This is a genomic window from Mucilaginibacter tolerans, from assembly GCF_030519375.1.
GTDB lineage: Bacteria > Bacteroidota > Bacteroidia > Sphingobacteriales > Sphingobacteriaceae > Mucilaginibacter.
The window spans coordinates 98,313-123,928 of record NZ_JAUMKB010000002.1 but is presented as its reverse complement, the minus strand read 5'-3'; the positions used below and the strand labels follow the sequence as shown (position 1 = coordinate 123,928).

At 40.5% G+C, this 25,616-nt stretch carries 25 protein-coding genes; 8 read left to right on the top strand and 17 right to left on the bottom strand.

Features of this window, described 5'->3' with window-relative positions:
• The first annotated feature begins 10 nt into the window (after positions 1-10).
• Positions 11-1,057 (top strand): PorP/SprF family type IX secretion system membrane protein, encoded by a 1,047-nt coding sequence (locus Q3A68_RS03115; protein ID WP_302899574.1) that lies wholly within the window; start codon positions 11-13, stop codon positions 1,055-1,057.
• Positions 1,057-1,464: a hypothetical protein gene (locus tag Q3A68_RS03110; RefSeq protein ID WP_302899573.1), complete on the top strand. Its 408-nt coding sequence runs from the start codon at positions 1,057-1,059 to the stop codon at positions 1,462-1,464. The genes Q3A68_RS03115 and Q3A68_RS03110 overlap by 1 nt, the downstream gene beginning before the upstream one ends.
• Before the next feature lie 196 nt (positions 1,465-1,660).
• Here Q3A68_RS03110 and Q3A68_RS03105 read toward each other — a convergent pair whose 3' ends face one another.
• From Q3A68_RS03105 to Q3A68_RS03085, 5 genes are all read right to left on the bottom strand, one after another.
• Positions 1,661-2,281: a TetR/AcrR family transcriptional regulator gene (locus Q3A68_RS03105; RefSeq protein ID WP_302899572.1), complete on the bottom strand. Its 621-nt coding sequence runs from the start codon at positions 2,279-2,281 to the stop codon at positions 1,661-1,663.
• Between the two features lie 172 nt (positions 2,282-2,453).
• On the bottom strand, positions 2,454-5,876 hold the full coding sequence (locus Q3A68_RS03100) for an efflux RND transporter permease subunit (protein WP_302899571.1): 3,423 nt from the start codon (positions 5,874-5,876) through the stop codon (positions 2,454-2,456).
• Positions 5,877-5,896: 20 nt separating this feature from the next.
• Positions 5,897-7,003 carry an efflux RND transporter periplasmic adaptor subunit gene (locus Q3A68_RS03095; protein WP_302899570.1) on the bottom strand — a complete coding sequence of 369 codons (1,107 nt, stop codon included), beginning with the start codon at positions 7,001-7,003 and terminating at the stop codon, positions 5,897-5,899.
• Between the two features lie 30 nt (positions 7,004-7,033).
• Positions 7,034-8,455 (bottom strand): TolC family protein, encoded by a 1,422-nt coding sequence (locus Q3A68_RS03090; protein ID WP_302899569.1) that lies wholly within the window; start codon positions 8,453-8,455, stop codon positions 7,034-7,036.
• 93 nt (positions 8,456-8,548) lie between these two features.
• Complete coding sequence (locus tag Q3A68_RS03085; RefSeq protein ID WP_302899568.1) at positions 8,549-9,166, bottom strand: TetR/AcrR family transcriptional regulator; 618 nt, start codon at positions 9,164-9,166, stop codon at positions 8,549-8,551.
• A gap of 170 nt (positions 9,167-9,336) precedes the next feature.
• Between Q3A68_RS03085 and purB the strand changes: the two genes are divergently transcribed.
• Together purB and Q3A68_RS03075 are read left to right on the top strand one after the other, a co-directional pair.
• A complete protein-coding gene (gene purB, locus Q3A68_RS03080; RefSeq protein ID WP_302899567.1) occupies positions 9,337-10,680 on the top strand; it encodes an adenylosuccinate lyase in 1,344 nt (447 codons plus the stop codon).
• A gap of 164 nt (positions 10,681-10,844) precedes the next feature.
• Positions 10,845-11,393: a NifU family protein gene (locus Q3A68_RS03075; protein ID WP_302899566.1), complete on the top strand. Its 549-nt coding sequence runs from the start codon at positions 10,845-10,847 to the stop codon at positions 11,391-11,393.
• A gap of 108 nt (positions 11,394-11,501) precedes the next feature.
• Here Q3A68_RS03075 and Q3A68_RS03070 read toward each other — a convergent pair whose 3' ends face one another.
• The 7 genes from Q3A68_RS03070 to ppk1 all read right to left on the bottom strand — a co-directional run bounded on the left by Q3A68_RS03070 (position 11,502) and on the right by ppk1 (position 18,995).
• On the bottom strand, positions 11,502-12,293 hold the full coding sequence (locus Q3A68_RS03070) for an inositol monophosphatase family protein (RefSeq protein WP_302899565.1): 792 nt from the start codon (positions 12,291-12,293) through the stop codon (positions 11,502-11,504).
• Positions 12,283-12,741 carry a GtrA family protein gene (locus Q3A68_RS23120; protein ID WP_368045650.1) on the bottom strand — a complete coding sequence of 153 codons (459 nt, stop codon included), beginning with the start codon at positions 12,739-12,741 and terminating at the stop codon, positions 12,283-12,285. Before Q3A68_RS23120 ends, Q3A68_RS03070 begins: the two co-directional genes overlap by 11 nt.
• Entirely contained in the window at positions 12,734-13,903 is a 1,170-nt protein-coding gene (locus tag Q3A68_RS03065) for a prolipoprotein diacylglyceryl transferase (protein ID WP_302899564.1), read from the bottom strand. Before Q3A68_RS03065 ends, Q3A68_RS23120 begins: the two co-directional genes overlap by 8 nt.
• A 27-nt stretch (positions 13,904-13,930) precedes the next feature.
• A complete protein-coding gene (mtaB, locus tag Q3A68_RS03060) occupies positions 13,931-15,250 on the bottom strand; it encodes a tRNA (N(6)-L-threonylcarbamoyladenosine(37)-C(2))-methylthiotransferase MtaB (protein WP_302899563.1) in 1,320 nt (439 codons plus the stop codon).
• Positions 15,251-15,333: 83 nt separating this feature from the next.
• Positions 15,334-15,897: a UbiX family flavin prenyltransferase gene (locus Q3A68_RS03055; protein WP_302899562.1), complete on the bottom strand. Its 564-nt coding sequence runs from the start codon at positions 15,895-15,897 to the stop codon at positions 15,334-15,336.
• Between the two features lie 153 nt (positions 15,898-16,050).
• Positions 16,051-16,938, bottom strand: a complete 888-nt coding sequence (locus Q3A68_RS03050; protein ID WP_302899561.1) for a Ppx/GppA phosphatase family protein — start codon at positions 16,936-16,938, stop codon at positions 16,051-16,053.
• 11 nt (positions 16,939-16,949) lie between these two features.
• Entirely contained in the window at positions 16,950-18,995 is a 2,046-nt protein-coding gene (gene ppk1, locus Q3A68_RS03045) for a polyphosphate kinase 1 (protein WP_302899560.1), read from the bottom strand.
• 196 nt (positions 18,996-19,191) lie between these two features.
• On the opposite strand from ppk1, the gene Q3A68_RS03040 reads away from it, so the two are divergent.
• Positions 19,192-19,683: a YajQ family cyclic di-GMP-binding protein gene (locus Q3A68_RS03040; RefSeq protein WP_302899559.1), complete on the top strand. Its 492-nt coding sequence runs from the start codon at positions 19,192-19,194 to the stop codon at positions 19,681-19,683.
• Positions 19,684-19,710: 27 nt separating this feature from the next.
• Here Q3A68_RS03040 and Q3A68_RS03035 read toward each other — a convergent pair whose 3' ends face one another.
• Positions 19,711-20,121 (bottom strand): nuclear transport factor 2 family protein, encoded by a 411-nt coding sequence (locus tag Q3A68_RS03035; protein ID WP_302899558.1) that lies wholly within the window; start codon positions 20,119-20,121, stop codon positions 19,711-19,713.
• A gap of 128 nt (positions 20,122-20,249) precedes the next feature.
• Between Q3A68_RS03035 and Q3A68_RS03030 the strand changes: the two genes are divergently transcribed.
• Positions 20,250-20,495, top strand: coding sequence for a GlsB/YeaQ/YmgE family stress response membrane protein (locus Q3A68_RS03030; protein ID WP_302899557.1), 246 nt, complete (start codon positions 20,250-20,252; stop codon positions 20,493-20,495).
• A 197-nt stretch (positions 20,496-20,692) separates the two neighbouring features.
• Here Q3A68_RS03030 and Q3A68_RS03025 read toward each other — a convergent pair whose 3' ends face one another.
• On the bottom strand, positions 20,693-21,130 hold the full coding sequence (locus Q3A68_RS03025) for an Hsp20/alpha crystallin family protein (protein WP_302899556.1): 438 nt from the start codon (positions 21,128-21,130) through the stop codon (positions 20,693-20,695).
• A gap of 142 nt (positions 21,131-21,272) precedes the next feature.
• Here Q3A68_RS03025 and Q3A68_RS03020 point away from each other — a divergent pair, with 142 nt between their 5' ends.
• Complete coding sequence (locus Q3A68_RS03020) at positions 21,273-21,719, top strand: acyl-CoA thioesterase (protein ID WP_302899555.1); 447 nt, start codon at positions 21,273-21,275, stop codon at positions 21,717-21,719.
• Between the two features lie 58 nt (positions 21,720-21,777).
• Here Q3A68_RS03020 and Q3A68_RS03015 read toward each other — a convergent pair whose 3' ends face one another.
• The 3 genes from Q3A68_RS03015 to folB are packed head-to-tail and all read right to left on the bottom strand — an operon-like array spanning position 21,778 to position 24,221.
• Positions 21,778-22,410, bottom strand: a complete 633-nt coding sequence (locus tag Q3A68_RS03015; protein WP_302899554.1) for an MgtC/SapB family protein — start codon at positions 22,408-22,410, stop codon at positions 21,778-21,780.
• Between the two features lie 52 nt (positions 22,411-22,462).
• Positions 22,463-23,875: an FAD-binding oxidoreductase gene (locus tag Q3A68_RS03010; protein WP_302899553.1), complete on the bottom strand. Its 1,413-nt coding sequence runs from the start codon at positions 23,873-23,875 to the stop codon at positions 22,463-22,465.
• Complete coding sequence (gene folB, locus Q3A68_RS03005; RefSeq protein WP_302899552.1) at positions 23,862-24,221, bottom strand: dihydroneopterin aldolase; 360 nt, start codon at positions 24,219-24,221, stop codon at positions 23,862-23,864. The genes Q3A68_RS03010 and folB overlap by 14 nt, the downstream gene beginning before the upstream one ends.
• Positions 24,222-24,367: 146 nt before the next feature.
• Between folB and Q3A68_RS03000 the strand changes: the two genes are divergently transcribed.
• Complete coding sequence (locus Q3A68_RS03000) at positions 24,368-25,549, top strand: acyl-CoA dehydrogenase family protein (RefSeq protein ID WP_302899551.1); 1,182 nt, start codon at positions 24,368-24,370, stop codon at positions 25,547-25,549.
• The last annotated feature ends 67 nt before the right edge of the window (positions 25,550-25,616 follow it).

Below are 25,616 nucleotides of genomic sequence, written 5' to 3'. Positions count from 1 at the left end.
TAATATTAAGGTGAAGAATAATATGGTTATGCGGCGGTTGGTGCTCCTGATGGTACTATTTAAAAGCTTTACGAGCTTTGCCCAGGATCATTTGTACTCGCAGTTTTTCAATTCGCCTTTATATCTTAACCCTGCTCTTACGGGCCAGTTCAAGGCTGATCTCAGGATGAACCTGATCTACCGTAACCAATGGACGGCGGTGCCCGGTACATTATCGTATGTTTCCGGATCTATTGATTGGAATATTCCACGATTTGGTGGCGGTATTGGTCTGTTGTTTACCCGAAGCAGTGAAGGTACCGCTTACCTGGATAAAACAAACTTATCGGGTTTGTATTCGTACAGCGTCGGTTCCGAAGACTTCGTACTTTCATTCGGTTTGCAGGCAGGCTTTACTCAACGGAAAATAGACTATAATAAATTGGTTTTTGACGATCAGTTAGACGCCAGCATTGGTATTATTCCCGGCTCAGTTTCAGCAGCTACTCAATTACCTTTTAATAATAAATTTTATTTTGATACAGGTATTGGTACAAACCTGGTAATAGGTGAATTTAATATCGGTGCAGCGTTGCAACATGTGAACCAACCCAACGAATCGTTTACCGGTATGCCAGCTAAATTGCCGATGAGACTCAATACCCATATCAGCTATCGCCTGAACCTTGATCCATTCGAAAATATGGATGATGACGATAAATCTTATGTAATTCCATCCGTAGTTTATTATAAGCAAGACAAGTTTCAATCGTACAGTATCGGTATGCAATACAAGCGCCGTGGTGTAAACGTTGGACTCTCCTACCGCAGTGGTGCACAAACAGGCCCTAGTGCTGTCGTTTTATCTCTTATATTTGATCTGTTTATTAACAGGGAAGGTGGCGAAAAGCTGCGTTTTGGTTTTAGTCATGACGCAGCGGTACAAGGCCTTACCTATGGTAACACTGCGGGTAGCACCGAAGGAAGCATAGGATACGAAACGACTTTACCTTCAAGTAGCGGCGATGGATCGCCAGGGCGATTTGAAGGAGTAAGGCGTTGTTATGAGTTTTACTAATGTCAAAAAGCTACGTTAACAATCAGGCGATTAAAAAGAAGTTTGCTTACAAGTTGATCATATTCCTGATCATACTTGCCGTTTTTTTTACGTTTGTTCTCGTCAGGTTTGCACGTAGCGGAACGAATGAGGAAATAGTAAATAACCCTCCGAAAAATGAAGATGTATACACTATTGCCAAGCAGTTTGTAAAACAGAATGTAAAAACTGCTAATATTGTTTTCCCTGAGACAGGTTATCAGTTTGACCAAAAAACCGACTCTACTTACACCATAAAATCTTACCTGGAGTCGAAGGATACCAGGGGAGAAAAAACGGTAACATCCTTCGTAATCACGTTGCAGTTTTTTGGTGGTGATGCCCTAAATAAAAAAAGATGGAAAATGGTTAGTCTTATTAAGGACTGATATAAAAGAAAAAAGCACCCCGGTAATCCCCGGGATGCTTCAATCACTCTAAAACAATCACCTCTAAATTAAGAAGTATCTTTAACAATTATATGACGAATAATTATTGACCAAATAATTTAATTAGTCAAATATACCAAATAAAGCAGGCGTTAATTTAAGGTTAATGACTTTTTGACCCAAAGGTGACAGTAGATCAGTACTTTAATCCTTTAATAAAAATATCGATCAGCAATAGACGCTTGTTGTGGATCTCTTCCAGATGTTCTTTCCTGGGAAAACTATTCTTTTTATTGTAAGCTGCCGACCCGACCCTTACACCATGTAATGCGTCCAGCAATAATCCAACAACTTCCCGGGGGGTATCAACTGGTTTTATGTTACCGCGTTCGGCCTCAGCAATAATGGTATCGCCTAACAAGCTCATCTCTGCCTGGCGGATATCATCCACTATTTCCCATATCGCATCTGGCATATTTTGCTCATTGAGCCTGAAGTAATCAAAGAAATTATAATTATTTAGTATGAAGTTATGGTGGGTATCAATCTGGAATACAAAAGCTTCTTTCAGATCGGTAATCTTGCTGATATTATCCTGTAAAGTCTTCAGATAATCACCGGCCAGCTTGCGTGTTACGGCTATGTAAAGCTGACTTTTATCTGGAAAGTAGTAGTAAAGTAAGGCTTTCGATAAAGATAATGAGCCGGCAATCTCATTCATTGTGGTCTTAGAGTAACCATAATGCAAAAACTGTTCATAAGCTGCCTCTAATATTTTTTCCCTCTTAATATCCTGTTGTTCGCTTATTACACCCATTAAATATTAAATGTTTAATAGACAAATTTGACTTTTCAAACAAATCTATCAAAAATTCCAACATTACAATGTCATTTTTACACAATGAATATGCCTGGACGATGTTTTTTAGCCTAAAACAAAAGAGCTGCCCTGGTGTAGCAGGCAGCTCTTTGAATATGCATATTGAAGATTAGACCATTTGACCTACTTCAATTTCCTGTGGCTCTTCGGCGGAGTCTTTTTTCTTAAAGAGTGCTGTTTTAAGCCTTATCCTGATGATATACATACATGGTACCAATATTAACGTAATAATTGTTGCAAAGCCTAAGCCAAAAATCATTGTCCATGATAGTGGCCCCCAGAATGCAACGTTATCACCACCAAAGTAAATGTGCGGTTTAAATGAGGTAAATAAACCTGCAAAGTCGATATTGAAGCCCACAGCCAGCGGGATTAACCCAAGCATAGCAGCAGTAGCAGTTAACAACACCGGTGTCATACGGGTACGGGCAGCTTCTACTACTGCGTCGTGCAGGCTTGCCCCCTGCTCTATCAGCATATCGGTAAACTCAACCAGCAGGATACCATTTCGAACAACTACCCCGGCCAATGCAACTATACCGATGCCTGTCATTACGATGGAGATGGTCATTTTGAATATGGCCACGCCCAGGAACACACCAATGATACTGAAGAATATTTCCGTCAGGATAATAAATGTCTTTCCTATCGAGTTAAACTGTGTCATCAATATAATCAGGATTATACCGAAAGATATCATCAAAGCAGTACCCAAAAATGTTGCTGCTTCTACCTGGTCTTCCTGGCCACCACCCATGTGGATGCTTACACCATCAGGTACTCTAAAATTCTTGATAGCCTGGGCTATTGCAACGTTCACTTCGTTGGCATTAGCTGATTTCAATACATTTGATCCTAACGTAATCACCCGTCTTGATTGTTTATGTTTGATGTTAGCATAGGTATTTGTATACCTGATATCTGTAAAGGCTGAGATAGGTACCTGGCGAATAGCACCGCCGGTCGCCAAATCACGATAAGTGATCTTCAGATTTTTCAAAGCGTCAATATTATCGCGTTGAGCTTTTTGGGCACGTACATCGATCTCGTAGTTATCCTCCTTCGTGTTCCTGAAATCGGAAGCTTTAAAACCATAGATAGAGGTAAATAAAGCCTGATTGATCTGCGACGTAGTAATACCTTCGCGGTTTGCGCGCTCCCGGTCTACATCAAATACAATCTCAGGCTTATCATTCTGTACATCAGGTACCAGATTCTCGATACCGGCTATGTTCTGTTTCTCAATGAATTTTTTCAACCTGTCACTGGTTCTTACCAGCGTATCCAGATTATCGCCTATCATCTCTATGCTGACGTCCTTTTGTACCGGTGGTCCCGCATTTTCCTGAGCTACAGAAATTTTTACGCCAGGCATACCTTGTACAGACCTGCGTATATTCTCCATCACTTTCTTGGTATCCTTACCGTTACGTTTACCGAACTCAACAAAAGCTACTGTTATTTTGCCCTTATTATAGTAAGTACCCTGGTCTTCATCCGTAGGATCGGTTACACCGATTGAAACGTTGGAGATAATAGATGATACAATATCCTTGTCTGGTTCCACTACAGCAGCTACCTTTTTCTCGAGTTTGGCAACCACCTCATTAGTATACGACTGATCGGTACCAATAGGCATGGTTACATAAACATAAGTGAAGTTAGGGTCGCCTGCCGGGAAGAATTCCACTTTCGGGCTACGAACGATAGTAAATCCAATCGTAAAAATAAATAAGCCAATGATACTTGCTAATACCCACCATGGTCTTTGCACTGCCCATTCCAAACGTTTTGCGTACCATGTCTGGAATCTGGGCCAGGCGTTCTTTTGGAAACGGTCGATCCATCGCATCAAAAAGAAATGGTTTAGTAAATACAATAGTGCTGCAAATACCACAAAGTTTCCTACACCACGATTCATCAAATATCCAAAAACTGCTGCAATACCCAAAAACAACATAGCTCGCTGCACCTTTTTATCAAATTTCGGATGATCATGTTCGCCATCATGATGCGGCTTCATAAAGTCAACAGCAAAAACCGGGTTCATGATATAAGCTACAACCAACGATGCCAGTAAGGTAATGATCAGCGTAATTGGCAGGAAGAACATAAAGTGACCGATTAAGCTGTTCCAGAATGCCAGCGGAACAAATGGTGCCAAAGTGGTCATGGTGCCTGAAAATACAGGCAAAAACACCTCACCTGCAGCCATTTTAGCAGCTTGTTTAATAGGCACTTTACCATTAGCAAAAATTCGGTGTGTGTTTTCGATCACCACGATGGCATCATCCACCACAATACCCAATGCAAGCAAGAACGAGAACAATACGATCATGTTCAGGGTAAACCCAATGGCCGGCATCACCAAAAATGCGATGAAACAGGACAATGGTACCGATAGTGCCACGAAGATGGCATTGGTACTACCCATAAAGAACATCAGGATGATAGTTACCAGGATGAAACCGATCACGATGGTATTGATCAGGTCATTCAGCGTAGTACGGGTTTTATCTGACTGATCGCCAGTAACTGTAATATTCAATCCCTTAGGGAATACAGTTTTTTGTTTGTCCTTTATCAACTGGTTGATCTTGTCCGACGCCTCGATCAGGTTCTCTCCGGATCTTTTACTAACGTTAAGCGTAATAACGTTCTTAAAATTAGGATCATCATTTGTTTTTAAACGAGCGTAGCTCTCCTGGTCCTGGAATGCATCCTTTACTTCGGCAATATCACGCAGGTAAACAGCTTTGCCCTGCGGATTTCTGATCACCATGGCAGCTACTTCATCCGCATTCTTGAAATCCTCTTTTATATCAATAGCACGTTGCACGCCATCGGTCTTGATGTTACCTGCCGAAGAAATGACGTTCTCATTTCCAACAGCCTGGATAATATCATTATAGCTTACCTGTGCGGCAGTCATCTTATTCAGGTCGACATTGATCTGAATATTTGGTTTGAGCGCCCCTACCTCATCCACTTTGGAAATTTCCTTCATGGCTTCGATATCATCTTTCAGGTTATCAGCATATTCCTTCAATTTTTTAAGATCATAGTTACCTGATATATTAATGTACAGGATAGGAATATCAGCCACATTAATATCCGATATAACCGATTCTTTTAATTGATTATCATTTTGAGGAAGGTCTTGTTTAGCTTTATCAACCGCTTCCTTTACATCTCGCTTAGCATCTTTAATGTCAACATTCGCCTGAAACTCAGCAGTGATGATAGAAACGTTCTGCTGCGTGTTCGAAGTCACCTTTTTCAGGCCCTTAAGCGATTTTAATTGCTTTTCGATCTGTTTGGTTACCAGTGTTTCAATATTCTGAGGGGACTGACCACCATAAGCCGTAGTGATAAATACTTTTGATTGCGCTATATCCGGAAAGTTTTCCTTCGGCAACCTGTTATAGCTTAACAAGCCAAGCAACGTGATCAAAAATATCATCACATAAACTGCTGTCTTGTTATCTATCGCCCAGCTTGAGGGCTTGAATTCTTTTACAACATCTTTCATATCCTGTCGATTTTAGATGATTAATTAGCAGTTGATATTTTGATTTTATCACCGTCTTCAACTTCACTGGCGCCTTGTGTGATCAATTTTTCGCCATTACTTAGTCCGGTTAATATTTCTGCCTGTGCGCCTGAGACTGCCCCCACTTTCACCGTTTTTTTCTTTGCTTCGCCGTTATCAGCAACAAAAACATAATCGCCTGATGTTGACCTTTGCACTGCATTCAATGGGACAACAATCGAATTGTTTTTTGAATAATCAGCGATCTTTATCACAGCTGTCATATTCGGACGCAATGTTTTGCGCTGAGGTAATTTTATTTCGATACCAAAGCTGCGAGATGCCTGGTCTATAACCTTTGCAGCAAAAGTCACTTTAGCCGTTAACGAATCATTCGCATCAGGAACAACAATTTTAACATTATCACCCTGATTGATATTTGCTACGTAGGACTCGGGAACATCGGCTTTAATCTTCAAAACATCAGCATTTACAATGCGGATACCTGTTGCACCTGGCGACGCTATCTGACCTAATTTAAGATCCATTTGATCAACAGAACCAGATATTGGAGAAACAATGCGATACAAATTAGATTGCTGTTTCAAGGAAGCTACTTGCTTCTCAGATGCTTCGAAATTACTTTTTGCCTGTAAAAACTGCACTTCAGTTCCTATTTTCTGATCCCAAAGATTTTTCTGACGCTGATATACTGTTTTAGTAAGTTCCGCCTGCGCTTGTGCCTGTGCAATGTTTTGTAATAGCACACTGTTATCCAACTGCGCCAAAACCTGACCTTTGCTCACGTGGTCGCCTACTTTTACATATAAGCCTGTAATGGAGCCCGAAGCCTGTGGATACGCTACCACATTGTCCTGAGCATCAATACGGCCCTGTAATTGAACATAATTGGTAAAGTTACCTGCTTTTATATCAACAACGTTCACTTCAGTTCGTTTCACGGAATCGGTTGAGCCGAGCTCAGTCTGTAACTTGGTTATTTTGGCATTCAGGTCAGCCTGTTCTTTTTTAAGTTTATCCAGTTCAGCCTGTTTAGCAGCTTTACCCTGTGGCTGACTGCAAGCTGCCAATAATAAAATTGCCGGTATGTATAATAGTTTTTTCATGTCTTTATATTCTGAGTCTGTTGTGATTGTTTATTGAATTTTTCCGTATGCTTTATCCAGGTCAACTTTGCTAACCAGGGCATCATACAAGCTTTGTATATATTTGTTATCGGCTGTTTCAAGATCTGTTTGCGCCTGCGTCACCTCAATACTTGAGCCTACTCCCTGGCCATATTTGATCTTCGATACACGTAATACTTCTTGCGCCAGTTTTTGATTCTCTTTCTGGTTGTCTAATGATTTCAAACTATTGGTATATGTAATCTGCGCTGAATTAGCCTGAAGCAGAATGCCATTCTTAAGGTTATCAAGGTCGTTCTGTGCCTTCAACACGGCTATTTTTGATTGCCTTACCTGGTTAATGCGCTGGCCGCCACTAAAAATTGGTATATTCAAACTTAATCCTACATAAGTCGATGGATAGTCAGCTTTAAACAATTGGTTAAACGAATTATTTTGGTTAACTATTGAAGTATTACCGTTTGCTGAAAATGTTGGCAAAAACTGAGACTTTCTACGCTGAAGATCAAGTTGGTTGAGCTTCAAATTGGTTTCAGAGAGACCATATTCTATTCTGTTATGATAAAATGTTGTATCTCCCTGGTTTGAGATATCTGATTCTAACTTAATATCCTCCAACTTGTCAGCCAGCGTAAGCTCTTCATTTACAGGCATTCCCATCTGGAATTTTAATAACTGGTAATTTAGCACCAACAATCTTATCGTATTCTCCCGGGTTGTTACCAGGTTATTATACTGTACTTGTATGCGTTGAACATCAATTTGCTCAACAAAGCCTTGCTTATTTTGAGCAACTGTCTGGTCAAGCTGTTGTTTAAGCTGAGTTAAATCAGCATCTAATAATCTGATTTGCTCATTACTTACCAATACCTGGTAATAGGCTTTGGTGACATTTACTTTTGCGTCGATTTTTGAGCGTATATAGCTGCGCTCAGATAACTCCTTATATGTTTTTGAAGCCTTTAAGCCGACAAGGTAGCTACCATCAAATAATATCTGAGTTAATGTGAGGCCTACATTAGTGCTATATTTTTGCTGAAAGCTTACTGATGTATAGCCACCTGCACCATTCGGCACAGTAGTAATTGTATTGCCTGATCCGTCTTTTATTTTTTGATCTATCAATACCTGATAGACCGCTGGTGTAATAAAATTGGGAAATAAAATAGTAGAGGTTTTTAAATAATCCGTAAAGCTGGCAGATCCATTTATCTGGGGTAAACCTATTCCTGTCGTTTCTTTTACCTTGTATTCAGCACTTTTAATATCCAGCGCCGCATTTTTCACAGTATCCTGGTGTTCATAGGCATAGTTAATACAGTCCTGGAGCGAAAAATTATGGGCTGTACCCGGTGGAGGCGCAGTCTGCTGGGCATAACTGCTTAAAGTTAATCCCGACAGAAGCAGCATAAATAGAAATAGATGTTTCATAGTATATAGTGAGTTGTGTTTATTCGTATTAGTATTAGTTTGCATTATCAAAGGTTAAAAACCTGTGTGACAACGGTATGTCAATAGCATTAATTAATTTACCTGTTCGTGCAGGCTCCTGTATTCATTCAGGAGTTTATACCCTTCAAGCGTACAAATCCCATAATTAAAGTGCTCGTGAAACTGTTGCTGCACCTTCCATATATTGAACTCGGAATGCGGGAAAATGGCGGTATTAAAGCCCATCTCCACCTGCATCATCCTCATCCTTGCAATTATCTTTACGTCGATATCAGCCCTTATGTAACCCTGCTCTATCCCCTTTTTCAAAAGTTCTTCGAGTGTTTGAACCATCACGCCCGATTTAAAATTCTGGAATTGTTTCCAGGCATCCGGATGATATTTCTGAAGGTCATGTATCACCACCGGATTGATCCTGGAAAAAATATCTTCCGAACATTTCATCATGTTGATCATTCCCTCGATCACATTGGTTGATTTAGCAACAATCTCTTCCATCTGATCCTCATCTTCCCGGAGCTTTTTATTAACCAGGGCGATCACCAGTTCATTTTTGTCTCTAAAAAACTGGTAGATAGTTTTCTTCGACATTCCCAGGTGTTTGGCGATGTCGTCCATCGTGACGCTCTTGATCCCCGCCTTTAAAAAAAGCTCCTCACCGCCTAATATTATTCTCTCTGTTTGACTCATTGACTTAATGGGTCAAAACTATGGAAACATTTTTTGATTTCAAAGTTTCCTGAATAAATGACTTTTCCAAGACAATCTCAACCAGTTTATACTTGTCAGTTAACAGTTTGCAAACTGCAAACTCAAAACTGCGAACTGATTTTGTTACCTTTGCCGAAAATTAGCACTACATGACGCTTACACCGCTTTCGGCAATCTCTCCTATTGATGGCCGGTACCGTAATACCACAGCCGGGTTAGCCGGTTACTTTTCAGAATATGCGCTTATCAAATACAGAGTATTTGTTGAAATAGAATACTTTATAGCCCTGTGCGAATATCCTTTGCCACAGCTCCAGGATTTTGATAAAAAATTATCAGAAAAGTTACGCAGCATCTACCAAAAATTTTCAGAAAGTGATGCCCAGAGCATAAAAGACATTGAAAAGATCACCAACCACGATGTAAAAGCAGTTGAGTATTTTATCAAAAAAGAATTCGATAAGCTTGGCCTTGAAAAGTATAAGGAGTTTATTCATTTCGGACTTACATCACAGGATATTAATAACACATCCATTCCTTACAGTTTCAAATTAGCTATTGACGAGGCTTATCTCCCTGCTATTACAGAGTTAATCGATCTATTAAAAAGCTATGCTGCCGAATGGGCCACTTTACCCATGCTGGCGCATACCCATGGTCAGCCTGCATCACCAACACGTTTGGGCAAAGAGATACAAGTGTTTATTGAACGCCTGGAAAACCAGCTTCATTTATTAAAACAGGTGCCTTATTCGGCAAAATTTGGGGGTGCTACTGGTAACTACAATGCACATTATATAGCTTATCCTGAAATCGACTGGAGAAAGTTTGGGGATCATTTCGTAAACGGCATTCTTGGCCTTAGCCGTTCACAATTCACCACGCAGATAGAGCATTACGACAATTTTGCAGCGCAATGTGATGCATTAAAACGTATCAATAATATTCTAATCGACCTGGACAGGGATATATGGTCTTATATCTCCATGAATTACTTTAAGCAAAAAATAAAAGCCGGAGAAGTGGGCTCATCAGCCATGCCGCATAAAGTTAACCCGATAGATTTTGAAAACTCCGAGGGCAACCTGGGCATAGCTAATGCGTTATTTGAGCACCTTGCGGGCAAACTGCCGATCTCTCGTTTGCAACGCGATTTGACTGACTCTACAGTCCTGCGTAATATTGGTGTTCCGGTTGCACATACTTTAATTGCAATCAAATCAACTGTAAAAGGTTTAAATAAATTACTACTGAATGAACCGGCAATCAATGCACATTTGGAAGCTAACTGGGCAGTAGTTGCAGAAGCTATACAAACCATTTTGCGCCGCGAAGGCTATCCTAATCCATACGAAGCATTAAAGGAATTGACCCGAACAAACGCAGCGATCAATGCCGAAACTATTGCTGAGTTTGTAGAAACCTTGAATGTAAGCGACGTAATAAAAGCAGAGATCAAGAAAATAAGTCCCTCAAATTATACAGGTGTTTGATGTGCAGATGGTTAAATGTGCGAACGTGCAAATGAAAAAATCGAATCTGTACGTTTACGCATTCGCATATTTGCACATTATCATAAAGGCGTCATAACAACTCGACCTATTGAAAGTAAGCAAAAAGCTGTCTAACTTTGTTATTGCATTAATTTAGAATTAAAATGAACATCAACGTATATACTGAATCGACCCCAAACCCGGCAACCATGAAGTTCATCGTGAACAAGTTGCTGATCAATGGTAGTGTTGATTACCCTACAAAGGAGAGTGCAGAACACTCACCTTTTGCAAAAGAACTGTACAAGTTCTCGTTTGTGAACGGTGTTTTCTTTGCCAGCAACTTCGTTACTGTAACCAAAACTGAAGGAAGTGACTGGAACGACCTGGAGCCAATAGTTAAGGAGTTTGTAAAAGGCGCCGTTGAAGCTGAACTGAAAGTACAAATGGAAGAGCAACAGGAAGTTGCGTTTGAAGGCACCGAAGCGGAGATCAAAATTCAGCAGATATTGCAGGATTACGTTCGCCCTGCTGTTGAGCAAGATGGCGGAGCTATTCACTATAAGTCATTTACAGATGGCGTAGTAACTGTTGAACTTAGAGGTTCGTGCAGTGGCTGCCCGTCATCAACTGTTACGCTTAAAGCAGGTATCGAGAATCTGTTGAAAAGAATGGTTCCAGAAGTTACCGAGGTAGTTTCGGAAGCGATGTAATTGGCACCAATTACACGAATTAATAAAATACGAATTGCACGAATTGAGGTCCTGTTGATGGAATTTATTCGTGCAATTTGCTTTTAATCAGCGTGAAATTCGTGCTACTTAATTAAAGTATTGTTGAATAATCTCAAGCATTTCCCGAGTTATCTTGCCATTGGTTGCCAGTAACTGACGCGAATTAAGTACTTCATCGCCTCCTTTGTAATTCACCACTTCTCCTCCGGCTTGCCGAACGATGACAACACCGGCTGCTATATCCCACGGATTTAAGTTATATTCATAAAATGCCTCAAACCTGCCACATGCTGTGTAAGCTAAGTCAACTGCTGCAGAACCTAAACGACGCAAGCCATGACAGCTTTTCATTAATTCTGTAAATAGTGCAATATATGCCGCTTGCTTTTCAAAATCATAATAAGGGAAACCGGTTGCGATCAAACTACCTCCAACGGAAGGATTATTGCTCACTTTAATTTCTTTGCCGTTCAGATAAGCGGGTGCGTCTTTCCAGGCATAAAAACATTCGTCCAGGTTGATCTCATACACCACCCCTAATACCAACTCATCATATTCTTTCAGCGCAATGCTTACAGAAAAACTGGGTACGCCATGTATGAAATTGGTAGTGCCATCTAAGGGGTCAATGATCCAATTATAACGATCACCTATTTTAGTAGTGGTTTTTTCCTCGGTGATGAATCCGGCTTCGGGTAAGGATCTTTCCAGTTCGGTTACGATGATCTTCTCCGCTGTTTTATCAACATAGGACACGAGGTCGTTCAGTCCTTTATACTCTATTTTATCTGGATCAAAGTTTTTACGTTCCTGCCGGATGAAATCGCCGGCTTGTTTGGCAACACGAATTACTTCGTGCGTTAGTCTTTCAAGATGCATGCCGCAAAGATAAGCTGAACGAAAACATCTTATGTATAAAATAGCTGGCAAAGAATAAAATTGAAATTGCCATTACTCTTGCTATATCCGGATTAAAGTCAAATTTTAAAATAAATAGCTTTACTAGTGTCCAATTCGCAAAATATCCAACAATTGCGACTGAAATAAATCTTACAAACTGCTTAGTAGGTTTGGATTTCGATTCCTTAAACACTAAATACCTTGTTACTAAAAAATTAACTATGACGCCTAAAAAAAATGATATAGCCAATGATATTGTATAATTGCCGAGCGTAAAAGAAAAAACGTTATAGGTCTTTTGTTCGAAAATATTTTGGTAAAATAAATGAAAGGCCGAGACATCAACCAAAGCACCAGTACCCGCCGAAAGAAGAAATCTAAAAACCTGGTTTTTTACCAGTTTATGTTGCAAAAGCTGATCAACCATTCGTTGTTGGGGTCAATTGTTTTGAATTACGTTTCGCTACAGCTATCAAAATGATTCCTCCTACTACCAATATAACGGAAATTAATTCAGCTTGTGTAAATTCTAATCCGCCAATCTTGTACCTGGTGTTGACCCTTATCAACTCAATCAGGAAGCGTTCAACACCTGCTATGATCATGTAGATTCCAAACATAACGCCAGGTACCTTTATCTTGTCACGTATACTCCACAGAAAGAAAAACAGTAATATACAAACCACCGATTCATAAAATGACGTCGGATAAACTTGCATCGGTAACTCCTTACAATATTTTCCGACGCACATAGGTATGCTTACTCCCGCCTCATTCACATTGTGAGGAAATTTGAAACCCCACATCCAATCAGGCGCCCAACTTAACCAGTGTGGTTTTGGGTTAAAATTATTTATACCCCAATCACCATCACCCGACATCTGGCAGCCGATACGGCCAATGCCGTAAGATAACATCATACCCGGTGCGCCGATATCCAGCATGGTAAACGGCTTAATTCCATTTTTATTGGCTATGTATAAAACAGCTGCTCCACCGCATATTAATCCTCCAAAAAAGGTTAATCCTGCAAAGCCGATCAACATGCCAACCGGGTCGGCCACAAACTGATCCCAGTTCTCCAGTGCATTGAATATTTTAGCGCCAGCAAAGCCTGCAATAGCCGCCCAAAGCAATATGCTGCCCATCAATTCGTGCGGATGCATAGTTACCTGTTTGGTGACGGGGTGAGCTAACACATGTTTTTTCTTTTCAGCATATGCCCAGTAGGCAAAAACAGCCGCACCGACAATGCCACCTATCCAATTGCCACGCGCCGACAAAATAAAGCCTTGTGTATCATCTAAAAGCTTGTGATAGTTGACAACAGCATCTATCAGCTTATAACCTAAAATAAACCCGAATATGCCATTTGCAATCAACTCGCCGGAAGAGGCTGGTTCGCCAACTGTAACTGTACGTTCCATCGGATGAACATAACCCAGTTTTTCCTTACGTTTAAATTCTTGCGAAAAAGCCCAATAAGCTCCCAGGAAAGCAAAGGCCACAAAAAAACCGAAGGTTTGTATTGGAAGCGGAATATCGAGGCCGGTAAGATATTGGATGAGGGAACTAAGGGTTGGGAACATAGATGTTAATTTGCAGCGAATATAAACTTAATGCACTAATAATTCTTCGCTTTCGGTAATCTCCACGTCACCGTCAGATGAAATATTTGTTAAATAAACCGACCTTAATTCGTTAACTAAAACAGGGTCGTATTTGGCTTTCACCTTCACATAGTTGCGGGTAAAGCCATGCATAAAACCATCTTTGATATCGCCTTCGAATAACACTTTTTCGGTTTTATTAAGCTGTGTTTCGTAAAAAGCACGGCGTTTTTTGTCAGACAGAATGTGCAGCATCTTGCTCCTTTCGGCACGCGTTGATCCCGGAACGGGATTACTCATCTCGGCAGCCGGGGTATTTTCCCTCTCCGAATAAGTGAACACATGCAGATAAGAAATGTCCAGCCCATTCAGGAAATTATAGGTATCAATAAAGTCCTCACGTGTTTCGCCAGGGAACCCGACGATCACATCCACCCCGATACAACAATCTGGCATCAGTTCCTTTATTTTAGCCACTCTGTCAGCATACAGCTCTCTTTTATACCGGCGGCGCATCAAACCTAATATCTTGTTATTACCCGATTGCAGCGGAATATGGAAATGTGGCATAAAGCGCTTTGACTTGGCCACAAACTCAATGATCTCATCCGTTAGCAAATTTGGCTCGATAGATGATATACGAATCCTCTCTATTCCTTCTACTTCATCCAGAGCTTTTACCAGGTCGAAGAACTTATCTTCACGTTCTCCATTGCGAATACCAAAATCACCAAGGTTAACACCAGTAAGCACGATCTCTTTCACACCTGAGGCAACAATCTGTTTGGCTTGTTCCAATACGTGCTCGATAGTGTCACTCCGGCTGGCCCCACGGGCAAGGGGAATGGTACAAAATGAACAGGAATAGTCACAACCGTCCTGAACTTTAAGAAAAGTACGCGTGCGGTCGCCAAATGAATAAGATGAAACAAACTGGTTGGCCTCTGATACCGGCTGATTATAAACCAATGCTTTTGGCTGTTTGGTCAGATCAGTGATATGATCGATGATCTGAAATTTCTCTGCGGCACCCAAAACCATATCCACACCCGGTATTTCCGAAATCTCTTTTGGCTTAAGCTGAGCATAGCAACCGACGATGGTCACATAGGCATTTGGAGATATCTTTAATGCCTCTTTAACTACCTTTTTGCACTTTTTATCAGCATTTTCGGTAACAGAACATGTATTGATCACAAACACATCGGGCGTGTCGGTAAAATCAACCGTATCGTAACCGGCCTGATTAAACAGGCGACCGATGGTTGATGTTTCCGAATAGTTAAGCTTGCAGCCTAATGTATAAAATGCGACTTTCTTATTCATTTGCGGCGCAAATGTACTAAAATTAGAGATTAGTTGATTAGAGATCAATGATTAGGCGCATTTTGACAATTAATCTACAGCCCCTACTCGCTCCAGCGATAGCTCTCGTTCTCCAATCCTATCAAGTCAATCACCCGGTGTACAACCGTCATGGCTACATCTTCAATACTTTCGGGTTTACTATAAAATGACGGGACAGCAGGGCAAATAATTCCACCTGCCTCTGTAATAGTAGCCATATTGCGGATATGAATCAAATTAAGCGGGGTATCGCGAGCCACCAGGATCAGTTTACGGCGTTCTTTCAGAATCACATCCGCAGCCCGGGCAATGAGGTCGTCGGATGTTCCACTGGCTATGCGACCAAGTGTTCCCATAGAGCATGGAATGACCACCATCGTATCAAAACGCGCTGATCCGGATGCAAAAGGCGCCATAAAATCGTTCTTCGGGTAAATCTTGTAAGGAAGTTTGTCGTAATCGGAATTATCAAGCTCAAATTGCCATACCTGTTTGGCATTATCAGACATAACAATAGCCACTTCTGAAATCTGAGCGCGCAATTGCTGCAATTTTTGAAGTAATAATTGAGCATAAACAGCCCCGCTGGCACCTGTAATGGCAACGACAATCTTTCTTTTCGGCATTGAAACAAAGCTACAGATTTATATCGGACGCACAAAAAAGGGTCGAATACACGTACTCGACCCTACATCTACCTATGAAAAACATGCCCTATGAGAGGGCACTACAAATGTAAAAACAGTTTTTTAATTTTTAAACAATTTCTTAAAATATTTTTAATCGGTATTTGAAAAGTTTTTTTCGATCAAAATCTGAACAATTCCATCCACTAAGCCTACGCTTGGAACATATATGGCCTTAATATTGGCCCATTTCATTATCGACAAATATATTTCGCATGCCGGGATGATGACGTCCGCCCTATCCTGATTAAGCCCTAATACGTTAATACGGTCCTTCAACGAGAAAGAATTCAGGTAGCTATAAAGAGATTTTAACTTAACAAAAGTTAACGGAGCGTTGTTCTTTTCCTCCGATAAACGATAAAGCTTATTAATATTACCACCTGTACCTATGCCGTTAATACTTTTGAAATGTTTGGTATGGTCGCGAATAAAATCGCGCATTTCATTCCATGTTTCTTCCTTATCCTGATTATCCAAAATACGTATGGTGCCGATGTTGAACGACCGTGAGGCCTCTAATTTACCTTCAGTGAATAACGATAACTCGGTGCTGCCACCGCCGACGTCTATATAAAGATAGTTTTTGCTTTTATCTATATTTTGTTCGGCATGATTGGTGTAGATGATCTTTGCTTCCTTTTGCCCGGTAACTATCTCCAGATCGATGTCAGCCTGTTCTTTAATCGTTCTTACAATGTCAGCTCCGTTTTTAGCTTCGCGCATGGCTGATGTCGCGAAAGCCATGTAGTCGGTTACTTTATAAACGTCCATCAGGTTGCGGAAGGCAATCATGGTTTTTACCAGATCTGTTGCCTTACGCTCCGAAATAAATTGCTGCAGAAAAGCATCGTCTCCTAAACGTAAGGGGACCCTGACGAGCGTATTCTTTTTGAATGAAACGGAATCGTTGTTTTCAATAATATCAGCTATAAGTAATCTTACAGCATTTGATCCAATATCTATAGCGGCGTATCTCAATTTTAAAGGGATTAATTCTTGTATTTAAGGTAGTTGTAAATGTCTATTTGTGCCCGGCAAGGTATATCATTGTGTGTTTTGTGATATTTATTACTGTTCTGGCTATTAATCTCGCGGGCCTTGGTATTGTCTTCCAACTGAATATTGATGATGTCTCTGATCTCTTTCTTAAGCTCCTCATCATAGATCGGGAAGCCTACTTCTACCCGGTTATCTATATTCCTGGTCATAAAATCAGCGGAGGTCAGGTAAATCAGTTCATTACCTCCGTTACAGTAAATATGTATGCGGGCGTGTTCCAGGTATTTATCTACAATACTGATCACTTCGATATTTTCACTAAAGCCTTTTACTCCTGGCACCAAACAACACATCCCCCTGATGATCATCTTTATTCTTACACCAACATTGTTTGCCTGGTATAATTTTGCTATCACCTGCTCATCGGCAAGGCTGTTCATCTTTAATATCATATAAGCCGGCTTACCAGCTTTTGCATTTTTGATCTCGTTGTCTATCAACTTATAGATAGCTGGACGCGAGTCTATCGGTGAAACAATAAGGTGTTTCAAGCCTTTTGCAAACTGATTTTGTTTTAGTGCCTTAAATACTTCAGCCAGGTCATCCGTTAATTTTTTATTAGAGGTAAATAAGGTATGATCAGCATAAATTCGTGCCGTGCTTTCATTAAAGTTACCGGTTGAAAATACCGCATAATTCACAGGCTTACCTTTCTCAGTACGGGTGACCATGCATATTTTGGAGTGCACTTTATAGCCGCTTATACCATACAGAACATTTACCCCTTCTTCTTCCAGCCTGCTGCTATAGGTAATATTATTCTGTTCATCAAACCGCGCACGCAACTCCATTAGGCAGTTTACTTTTTTGCCATTTTTTGCCGCATTGATCAAAGCGTGAATAATCCTCGAATTACTTGCAACACGGTACAAGGCAATGTTTATCTCTTTTACCTTCGGATCAATAGCTGCTTCGCGCAAAAAGTGAATGATATAATCAAACGATTGATATGGCGTACTTACCATATAGTCCTTTTGAGCGATCATACCCATCAAACTTTTGCCGAATGACAGACCATCCACGGGTAATGGCTGGTAGGGTGTATATTCCAGTTCAGGCCGGCCCACATTAGGAAAACTGATAAAATTCTTAAAGTTCTGATAACGATTGCCCGGAATAAGGCTTTCCGCATGTAATCCCATCTTGGTCACCAGATAAGTAACCATTTCTAATGGCATTTCTGTATCATAAAGTAGCCGCATTGGCTTACCTTTCTTACGTTTCTGCAGGCTTTTGCTCAATGCATCGATAAACTTTTCACTTACTTCTTTATCCAGGTCAAGTTCTGCATCGCGGGTCAACTGGATAGAGTACGCTTCAATCGTATCATGATCAAAAATGAAAAATATATCTTCCAAGGCATAGCGGATTATGTCATCCAGCAGAATAATAAATTTCAGATTGTTTGTATCAGGCAGAACCAAAAACCTTGATAGCGTATCAGGTATTTCTATCAGGGCGTACCGCGATTTTTTACCTGTTGAAAGTTTCACGAAAAAGTATATCGCCCTGTCCCTTAATTCAGGGAAAGCCTGAGTTTCGTCAAGCATAATGGGTACCAATGTTGCCAGCAAGCGTTCGCGGAAATAATTCTTCACGAAAGCACCTCGGGTTACGTTCAGCTGTTTGTCATTCAGGATGAATATCTTTTCTTCAGCCAGTTGCTTTACAATAATGTTCTCGTATAGATTATTAAACTTACGTTCCTGTTTTACAACGACATTCTTTATCTGGTTGAGAATCTTTTTAGGGTTATAGCCCAATACTTCCTTGGCCTTTTCGTTTAGATTGGCCAGGCGGCTCATGGTGGCCACACGTACGCGATAAAATTCATCCAGATTGGAGGAAAAGATGGCCAAAAACCGTATTCTGTCAATTAACGGGACTGTCGGATCGGAGGCTTCCTGTAGAACTCTGTCATTGAAGTATAACCAGCTGATCTCTCTATTAATTAAAGGTATCTTTTTAATATCCATATAAATACGGCCCCGTAAAGCCCTGCTTACAAAACTGCCTATTTATTTGTTAAGTTAATATTAACTAAACTTTAAATAGCGGGTATTTTAGTATATACAATTTACACACAAAACAGATTGAAATAAACTAATCTAAATTTTATATTATCATTTCTTATAAAGGAATATATTTTTGTACAATTAACAACCTCCGATTATGCCATCATTTGATATCGTCAGCAAGATAGACGGCCAAACACTCGATAATGCAATCAATACCGCCAAGAAGGAAATTTTGAACCGTTATGATTTTCATGATTCAAAAAGCAGTATTGAATTAGATAAAAAAACTAACCAGATCACGATTGTAACTGAGAACGATATGCGCCTTAAAGCCATTAAAGATTCGATCATCAGCCGTATGGTAAAGCAGAGTATAGATCCCTCGGTTTTGGATGATGGTAAAGAACAATATGCATCAGGCAATATGATCCGCAAGGAGCTTAAGATCAAGGAAGGCATTGATAAAACAACCGCTTCAAAAATTGTAAAGAAGATCAAAGACAGCGGATTAAAGGTACAGGCTTCCATTATGGACGACCAGGTTCGTATTCAGGGTAAGAAGATCGACGACTTGCAAGCCGTCATCAGCCTTTGCCGGAAAGAAGATTTTGGACAGCCGTTGCAATATATCAATATGCGGAATTAGTGGTTGATGCAAGGCGGACGGCGTAATTTACAGCTTTATATTAAATGCTCTGGCCATTACTACCTGGTTAAAGTATTCAGTGTATTCAATGATTTTTCCATTTTTTAATCTGAATGTACCCAGATAGTCATTTTCATATTTACCGCCGGCTTTGATCTCAATCTCCCCCCTGAATTGTACAAAAAAGAAATCCGGATCTTCGGTAGCGTAAATTTTTCGCGGGAATAGCATCTTGCCAAAATTAGCCGTTAACCCACTGTATTGTTTGTAGATACCTTCTGATCCATTAAAACTTTTCGGAAACCCGTCGGGAGCATAAGGATTAAGTTGCTTCCCATCTGGCGCAAAAATATTTTTCAAAAGATCAAATTGCTGGGTTTCCAACGCCATAAAAAAGGTATCGACCACCTTTTTGTTTGATTCGGTGATGGTATCCATAGGATTGAATATTGATGACCTAAAATAAGCATATTGATAATACCGGCGATATAGTTATATTAGATTGAAATCTGCGACCTGTGCAGACCGAACCAATTATTTCTTGTCACACTTAAATTTAAAAAATCATGAGCTTATTATGGACGATTTTACTGGGAGGCATTGCAGGCTGGTTAGCCGGTCAGGTGATGAAGGGCGGTGGATACGGAATTATTGTTGATATCATTTTAGGGCTTATTGGCGGTTGGCTAGGAGGCCATGTTTTAGGATGGTTTCATATCCATTCAGGTGGCAGCATTGGGTACATTGTCACCGCATTTATCGGGGCGGTTATCCTGGTTTGGATAGTACGATTGATAAAAGGAAGATCCTGATCGTATACAAAAAAGGCCGCTCCGGAATCCGGAACGGCCTAATCAAACTAAACCAACAACTTACTTATGAAAACGATCTTTTAAAACCGGCCGGAAAGTGTCGTTATGCTTTCCGGACTTTTATATTTTTCCGGGGCCTCAAGCTATTCTACCAAATCACAACATTTAATCTCACTGCTCTTGGCACCCGGGAAAAATTATTTTACAGAGATTTCTCTGCTTTGTGCCTTAGCTTCTTCTTTCTTGGCTACATTCAGCTTCAGGATACCATCGGTATATTCAGCTTCAATTTTAGCCTGGTCAGCTACTTCAGGTAAGGTGAACGATCTTACAAATGAGCTGTAGCTGTATTCGCGTTTGCTGTATTTCTTACCTTCTTCTACATTTTCAGCTTTCTTTTCAGCAGATACGCTTAATACGTTTTTGTCAAGGTTGATCTTAAAATCTTCTTTCTTTAAGCCTGGTGCAGCCAATTCGATTTGGAATTCATTTTCAGTTTCTGCAATGTTAACGGCAGGGGTTTTAGTAACAAACCTGTCGTTTAAAACTGAATCATTAAACAAAGTATCAAATACATCATTAAACCAAGGGTTTACTGCATTTCTGTGACCGTTATTGAATTTTACAAGTGTCATAATTTATATCCTCCAGAATTTCTTATGTTAGTTTTATTAACTTCGGGGAGGATAAATCAACTGTTATACCAAGTGTTAAAAATCATCAATTTAAGACATTGTGTCTGATTGATTTGATTTAAGACAGACATAATGACATAAAATGAGCGAAAATTTAGCAGATTATAAATATAAAACCATGATTCCCATCCGCTTCTCAGATCTTGACGCTTATGGGCATGTGAACAACGCTGTCTATTTAACCTATTTCGAAATAGCGCGGTCGAACTATTGGCGTGATGTCGTAAAATGGGATTGGAACCACAACGGCATTATCCTGGCACGATCAGAGATCAACTACCTGAAGCCTATTTTAAGGGAAGATGAGATAGTTTGTTATGTACGCACCACCCGCATCGGCAACAGTAGCTTTGATGTTATGCACGTTTTGGTGAAGGTAAATGGCGATACTGAAGAAATTTGTACTACTGGCAAAACCGTTTGCATCAGCTATGATTACACTATGCACAAATCAGTGAAGATTCCCACAGAACAACGAGCCCGCATGATTGCTTATGATGAGCCGAGGATGATATTGAATACAAATTGATTTGCAAATTTGCAATTGTGTGAATGTGTAAATGGCCTGAAATAGGTTTAGGGTCAGGCTAAAATGATCTTAATTCTTTTATTGTCAAAAGCGTTTCGTTCAGCTTGGCGATATGTTTTTTACGTCCGGTAACAAAAATAGTCGCCTGCAAACAACCGTCTTTTTTATTAACCAGCCTTGTTTCCGCTCCGAGTTTTTGTTTTTGGATAATATCTTCTACCATTTTCAGGTTTTCAAAATCATCATCATCGAATACCAGTGATAAAAGCTTTTCGTGATGGATATTGTCCAGGTAGTTTTCAAAAAAGTGGAAAATAATTAATACGATCAGTGTTATAAAGGTGGAGATAATTGCCAGCATATAATTACCTGAACCATTGGCCATTCCGATAGCAGCGGCAACCCAGATCACTGCAGCTGTAGTAAGTCCATTGACAGAAATATTGTCCTTAAATATTACTCCTGCCCCAATAAAACCAACACCTGTAACCAGATTGATGTTTACTCCCTGGCCTGCACGTTGTGAGATCATGGTGAAAATGGTTGAGCCAAGACAGATCAGGATAATAGTACGGAAACCGGCCGTTTTGTTTTTGTATTGACGTTCCAAACCCATAACAGAACCACAGAATACCGCTAAAGCCACTTTTATAAGGTCGCCGGATGAAATATCAAACTCTAAGCTTTTCAATTGCCGATTTTTTATTCAATTTATTATAAAATCACTTAATCCCAAAATTGCATCAAAATATTTTACCGGGATTTAGAATTCCGTTTGGATCAAACACTTTTTTTATACCACGCCATAATGCAAAATGTCTATCGGTGAATTTAACCGGCATAAACTCTTTCTGAACCAGGCCGATCCCATGTTCGCCGGATAGCGTGCCGCCTAAAGATACTGTTAGCTCAAATATCTCACGAATACCGTCTTTCAGCTGATTATGCCAGGCATCGTCACTCATGTTGCCTTTTATTATATTTACATGCAAATTACCATCCCCTGCGTGGCCATAACAAACTGATTCAAAGCCATATTTGACACCTATCTCTTTTATCCCTTTAATTAATTGTGGTAGTTGAGCGCGCGGTACCACGGTGTCTTCTTCTTTGTAAATGGAGTTTGATTTTACCGACACAGCCATGGTACGACGTAAACGCCAGAATTCCTCTTTTTGAGCTGATGAATCGGCAAACAGTACATCTTTACAATCAAACTGCTCCAAGACTTCATTGATTTTTTCACAATCAGAGAAGATCACATCCTGGTTGGTGCCATCTACTTCAATTAGTAAAAACGCCTCTATACCGTCTTTCAAATCAAAGCTAATATCATCATGCTCTATCACCCATTCTACTCCTGTTCGTTCCATAAACTCTAAAGCTGACGGAACAATTCCGGCCCTGAATATAGCTGACACCGCAGCGCAGGCCATCTCGTTATTACCAAAGGAAGCCAGCAACAAGGCATCCTGCGTAGGTCTTGGTATTAGTTTAACTACAATTTTGGTGATAATACCCAAAGTGCCTTCAGAACCGATCATCAATTGGGTCAAATTATAACCTGAGGCATATTTTAAAGTGTTTGCACCGGTCCAGATAATCTCCCCGTCTGGCAAAACTACTTGCAGATTCAGGATATATTCGCGGATTGTGCCATATTTGACCACCCTCGGTCCACCAGAACCATGAGACACATTGCCGCCTATAAAGCAACTACCTTTACTTGCCGGGTCAACAGGATAAAGTAAACCTCTCTCGGCAACGGCATCCATAAAAACTTCGGTGATCACACCCGGTTCAACTGTAGCCTGCAGATTTCCTTCGTCAATATGCAGAATCCTGTTAAATCGCTCCATCGACAAAAGTACGCCCCCCTTTATTGGCAATGCGCCACCACTTAACCCTGTTCCCGCTCCTCTTGGTGTTACTGGTATCAGATGCTGGTTACAAAGCCTCATCAATGCCGAAACTTCCTCTGTCGACCCGGCCTTAACCACTATTTCAGGGTAATAGGTTAAATCTTCGGTCTCATCGTGACTATATTCTTCCATCTCTTCACGCTCCGCTATCACAGCATCTCCACCAACAATAGCCTTGATGGCCGATAACAGCTCGACAGTTATTTTATTAAATTCCATTTTATGGTTTTGCATAGGTAATTGTAACGCTTGTATGATCAACCGGCCCGGGCATAGGAGGATGTTTCTTCTTGATGATCACCTCTGCCTTTTCGATATAAGGGTACGCAGTTCTGATATCATTTATTATAGCCTCCCCTAAAGTTTCAATCAGTTTCCTTGGATGCTGCATCTGACGACTGGCGATGTTGTACAATTGCTCATAGTTTACTGTATTGGCCAGACTATCCTTTTTCAACTCGTCTGCCGGTGTAAAATCCACCGTAATATCCACCAAAAACTTGCATCCTAAAAGTTGCTCTTCGGGATAATATCCATGTTTTGCAAAAAACTCAGCGCCGTGTATTGCTACTGTGATCATGGGTCAAATTTAGTTTTAATAGTCGGAAAGTCCGAAAGTCCGCATAAGTCCGGAAGATTATTTAACTGAATGCTGTCTCACTGACTTTCCGACTTACGCGGACTTTCGGACTAAACATCTATCTTTGCCTCACCAATTGTATCATTATGGCAAAAACAGACCTATTTGAAGCTCCTGATTACTTTCTTGTTGATGAATTACTAACTGATGAGCACAAACTAATACGTGCAAGTGTACGCGACTGGGTTAAAAAAGAAATAAGTCCGATTATTGAGGATTATGCTCAAAAAGCGCAATTCCCGAAGCAATTATTAAAAGGATTAGCTGAAATAGGTGCCTTTGGTCCAACCATACCTGCAGAATATGGCGGTGCCGGATTAGATTATATTTCTTACGGCATTATTATGCAGGAAATTGAGCGTGGTGACTCAGGTATCCGTTCAACGGCATCAGTGCAGGGTTCGCTGGTAATGTACCCTATTTATGCTTACGGTTCGGAAGAACAAAAAATGAAATACCTGCCTAAGCTAGCTACCGGTGAATTAATGGGTTGTTTCGGACTTACCGAACCTGATCATGGCTCAAATCCGAGCGGTATGGTCACTAATATTAAAGATGCAGGCGATCATTACGTTTTAAATGGGGCCAAAATGTGGATATCTAATTCCCCATTTGCAGATATTGCCGTAGTTTGGGCAAAAGACGAAAGCGGAAAGATCCGCGGAATGGTGGTAGAGCGTGGTATGGAAGGCTTCAGCACCCCCGAAACACACAATAAGTGGTCTTTAAGGGCTTCTGCCACAGGTGAGTTAGTATTTGATAATGTAAAAGTTCCAAAAAATAATATTTTTCCTAATGTTTCAGGGTTAAAAGGCCCCCTTGGTTGTCTAAATCAGGCTCGATATGGCATTTCATGGGGAGCGATAGGCGCCGCCATGGATTGTTACGATACCGCATTGCGTTATGCCAAAGAGCGGGTACAGTTTGGTAGACCAATAGCCGGTTTCCAGCTACAACAAAAAAAGCTTGCGGAAATGATCACTGAGATAACCAAGGCACAGCTACTGGTTTGGCGGTTAGGAACTTTAAAGAATGAGAACAGGGCCACCCCTGCCCAAATATCGATGGCTAAACGTAACAGTGTGGAAACTGCGATAAACATAGCCCGGGAAGCGAGACAAATATTAGGCGGAATGGGTATCACAGGTGAGTATTCCATCATGCGCCATATGATGAACCTTGAATCGGTAATTACCTATGAAGGCACACATGACATTCATTTATTAATAACCGGCATGGACATTACCGGCGAAGATGCTTTTAAGTAACATTTTTGATAATTAGTCAAAAACCCCTTTAAATCATAACAACATCTTCTCCTTCTGCGTATAAGGG

Coding starts and splice junctions, on each gene's coding strand:
- Q3A68_RS03065 (WP_302899564.1), bottom strand. CDS start 13,903: ATGTTCCCAACCCTTAGTTCCCTCATCCAATATCTTACCGGCCTCGAT.
- Q3A68_RS03010 (WP_302899553.1), bottom strand. CDS start 23,875: ATGCAAAACCATAAAATGGAATTTAATAAAATAACTGTCGAGCTGTTA.
- Q3A68_RS03020 (WP_302899555.1), top strand. CDS start 21,273: ATGAGCGAAAATTTAGCAGATTATAAATATAAAACCATGATTCCCATC.
- Q3A68_RS03030 (WP_302899557.1), top strand. CDS start 20,250: ATGAGCTTATTATGGACGATTTTACTGGGAGGCATTGCAGGCTGGTTA.
- Q3A68_RS03100 (WP_302899571.1), bottom strand. CDS start 5,876: ATGAAAGATGTTGTAAAAGAATTCAAGCCCTCAAGCTGGGCGATAGAT.
- ppk1 (WP_302899560.1), bottom strand. CDS start 18,995: ATGGATATTAAAAAGATACCTTTAATTAATAGAGAGATCAGCTGGTTA.
- Q3A68_RS03105 (WP_302899572.1), bottom strand. CDS start 2,281: ATGGGTGTAATAAGCGAACAACAGGATATTAAGAGGGAAAAAATATTA.
- Q3A68_RS03035 (WP_302899558.1), bottom strand. CDS start 20,121: ATGGATACCATCACCGAATCAAACAAAAAGGTGGTCGATACCTTTTTT.
- folB (WP_302899552.1), bottom strand. CDS start 24,221: ATGATCACAGTAGCAATACACGGCGCTGAGTTTTTTGCAAAACATGGA.
- purB (WP_302899567.1), top strand. CDS start 9,337: ATGACGCTTACACCGCTTTCGGCAATCTCTCCTATTGATGGCCGGTAC.
- Q3A68_RS03055 (WP_302899562.1), bottom strand. CDS start 15,897: ATGCCGAAAAGAAAGATTGTCGTTGCCATTACAGGTGCCAGCGGGGCT.
- Q3A68_RS03000 (WP_302899551.1), top strand. CDS start 24,368: ATGGCAAAAACAGACCTATTTGAAGCTCCTGATTACTTTCTTGTTGAT.
- Q3A68_RS03110 (WP_302899573.1), top strand. CDS start 1,057: ATGTCAAAAAGCTACGTTAACAATCAGGCGATTAAAAAGAAGTTTGCT.
- Q3A68_RS03095 (WP_302899570.1), bottom strand. CDS start 7,003: ATGAAAAAACTATTATACATACCGGCAATTTTATTATTGGCAGCTTGC.
- Q3A68_RS03085 (WP_302899568.1), bottom strand. CDS start 9,166: ATGAGTCAAACAGAGAGAATAATATTAGGCGGTGAGGAGCTTTTTTTA.
- mtaB (WP_302899563.1), bottom strand. CDS start 15,250: ATGAATAAGAAAGTCGCATTTTATACATTAGGCTGCAAGCTTAACTAT.
- Q3A68_RS03025 (WP_302899556.1), bottom strand. CDS start 21,130: ATGACACTTGTAAAATTCAATAACGGTCACAGAAATGCAGTAAACCCT.
- Q3A68_RS03040 (WP_302899559.1), top strand. CDS start 19,192: ATGCCATCATTTGATATCGTCAGCAAGATAGACGGCCAAACACTCGAT.
- Q3A68_RS03075 (WP_302899566.1), top strand. CDS start 10,845: ATGAACATCAACGTATATACTGAATCGACCCCAAACCCGGCAACCATG.
- Q3A68_RS03070 (WP_302899565.1), bottom strand. CDS start 12,293: ATGCATCTTGAAAGACTAACGCACGAAGTAATTCGTGTTGCCAAACAA.
- Q3A68_RS03090 (WP_302899569.1), bottom strand. CDS start 8,455: ATGAAACATCTATTTCTATTTATGCTGCTTCTGTCGGGATTAACTTTA.
- Q3A68_RS23120 (WP_368045650.1), bottom strand. CDS start 12,741: ATGGTTGATCAGCTTTTGCAACATAAACTGGTAAAAAACCAGGTTTTT.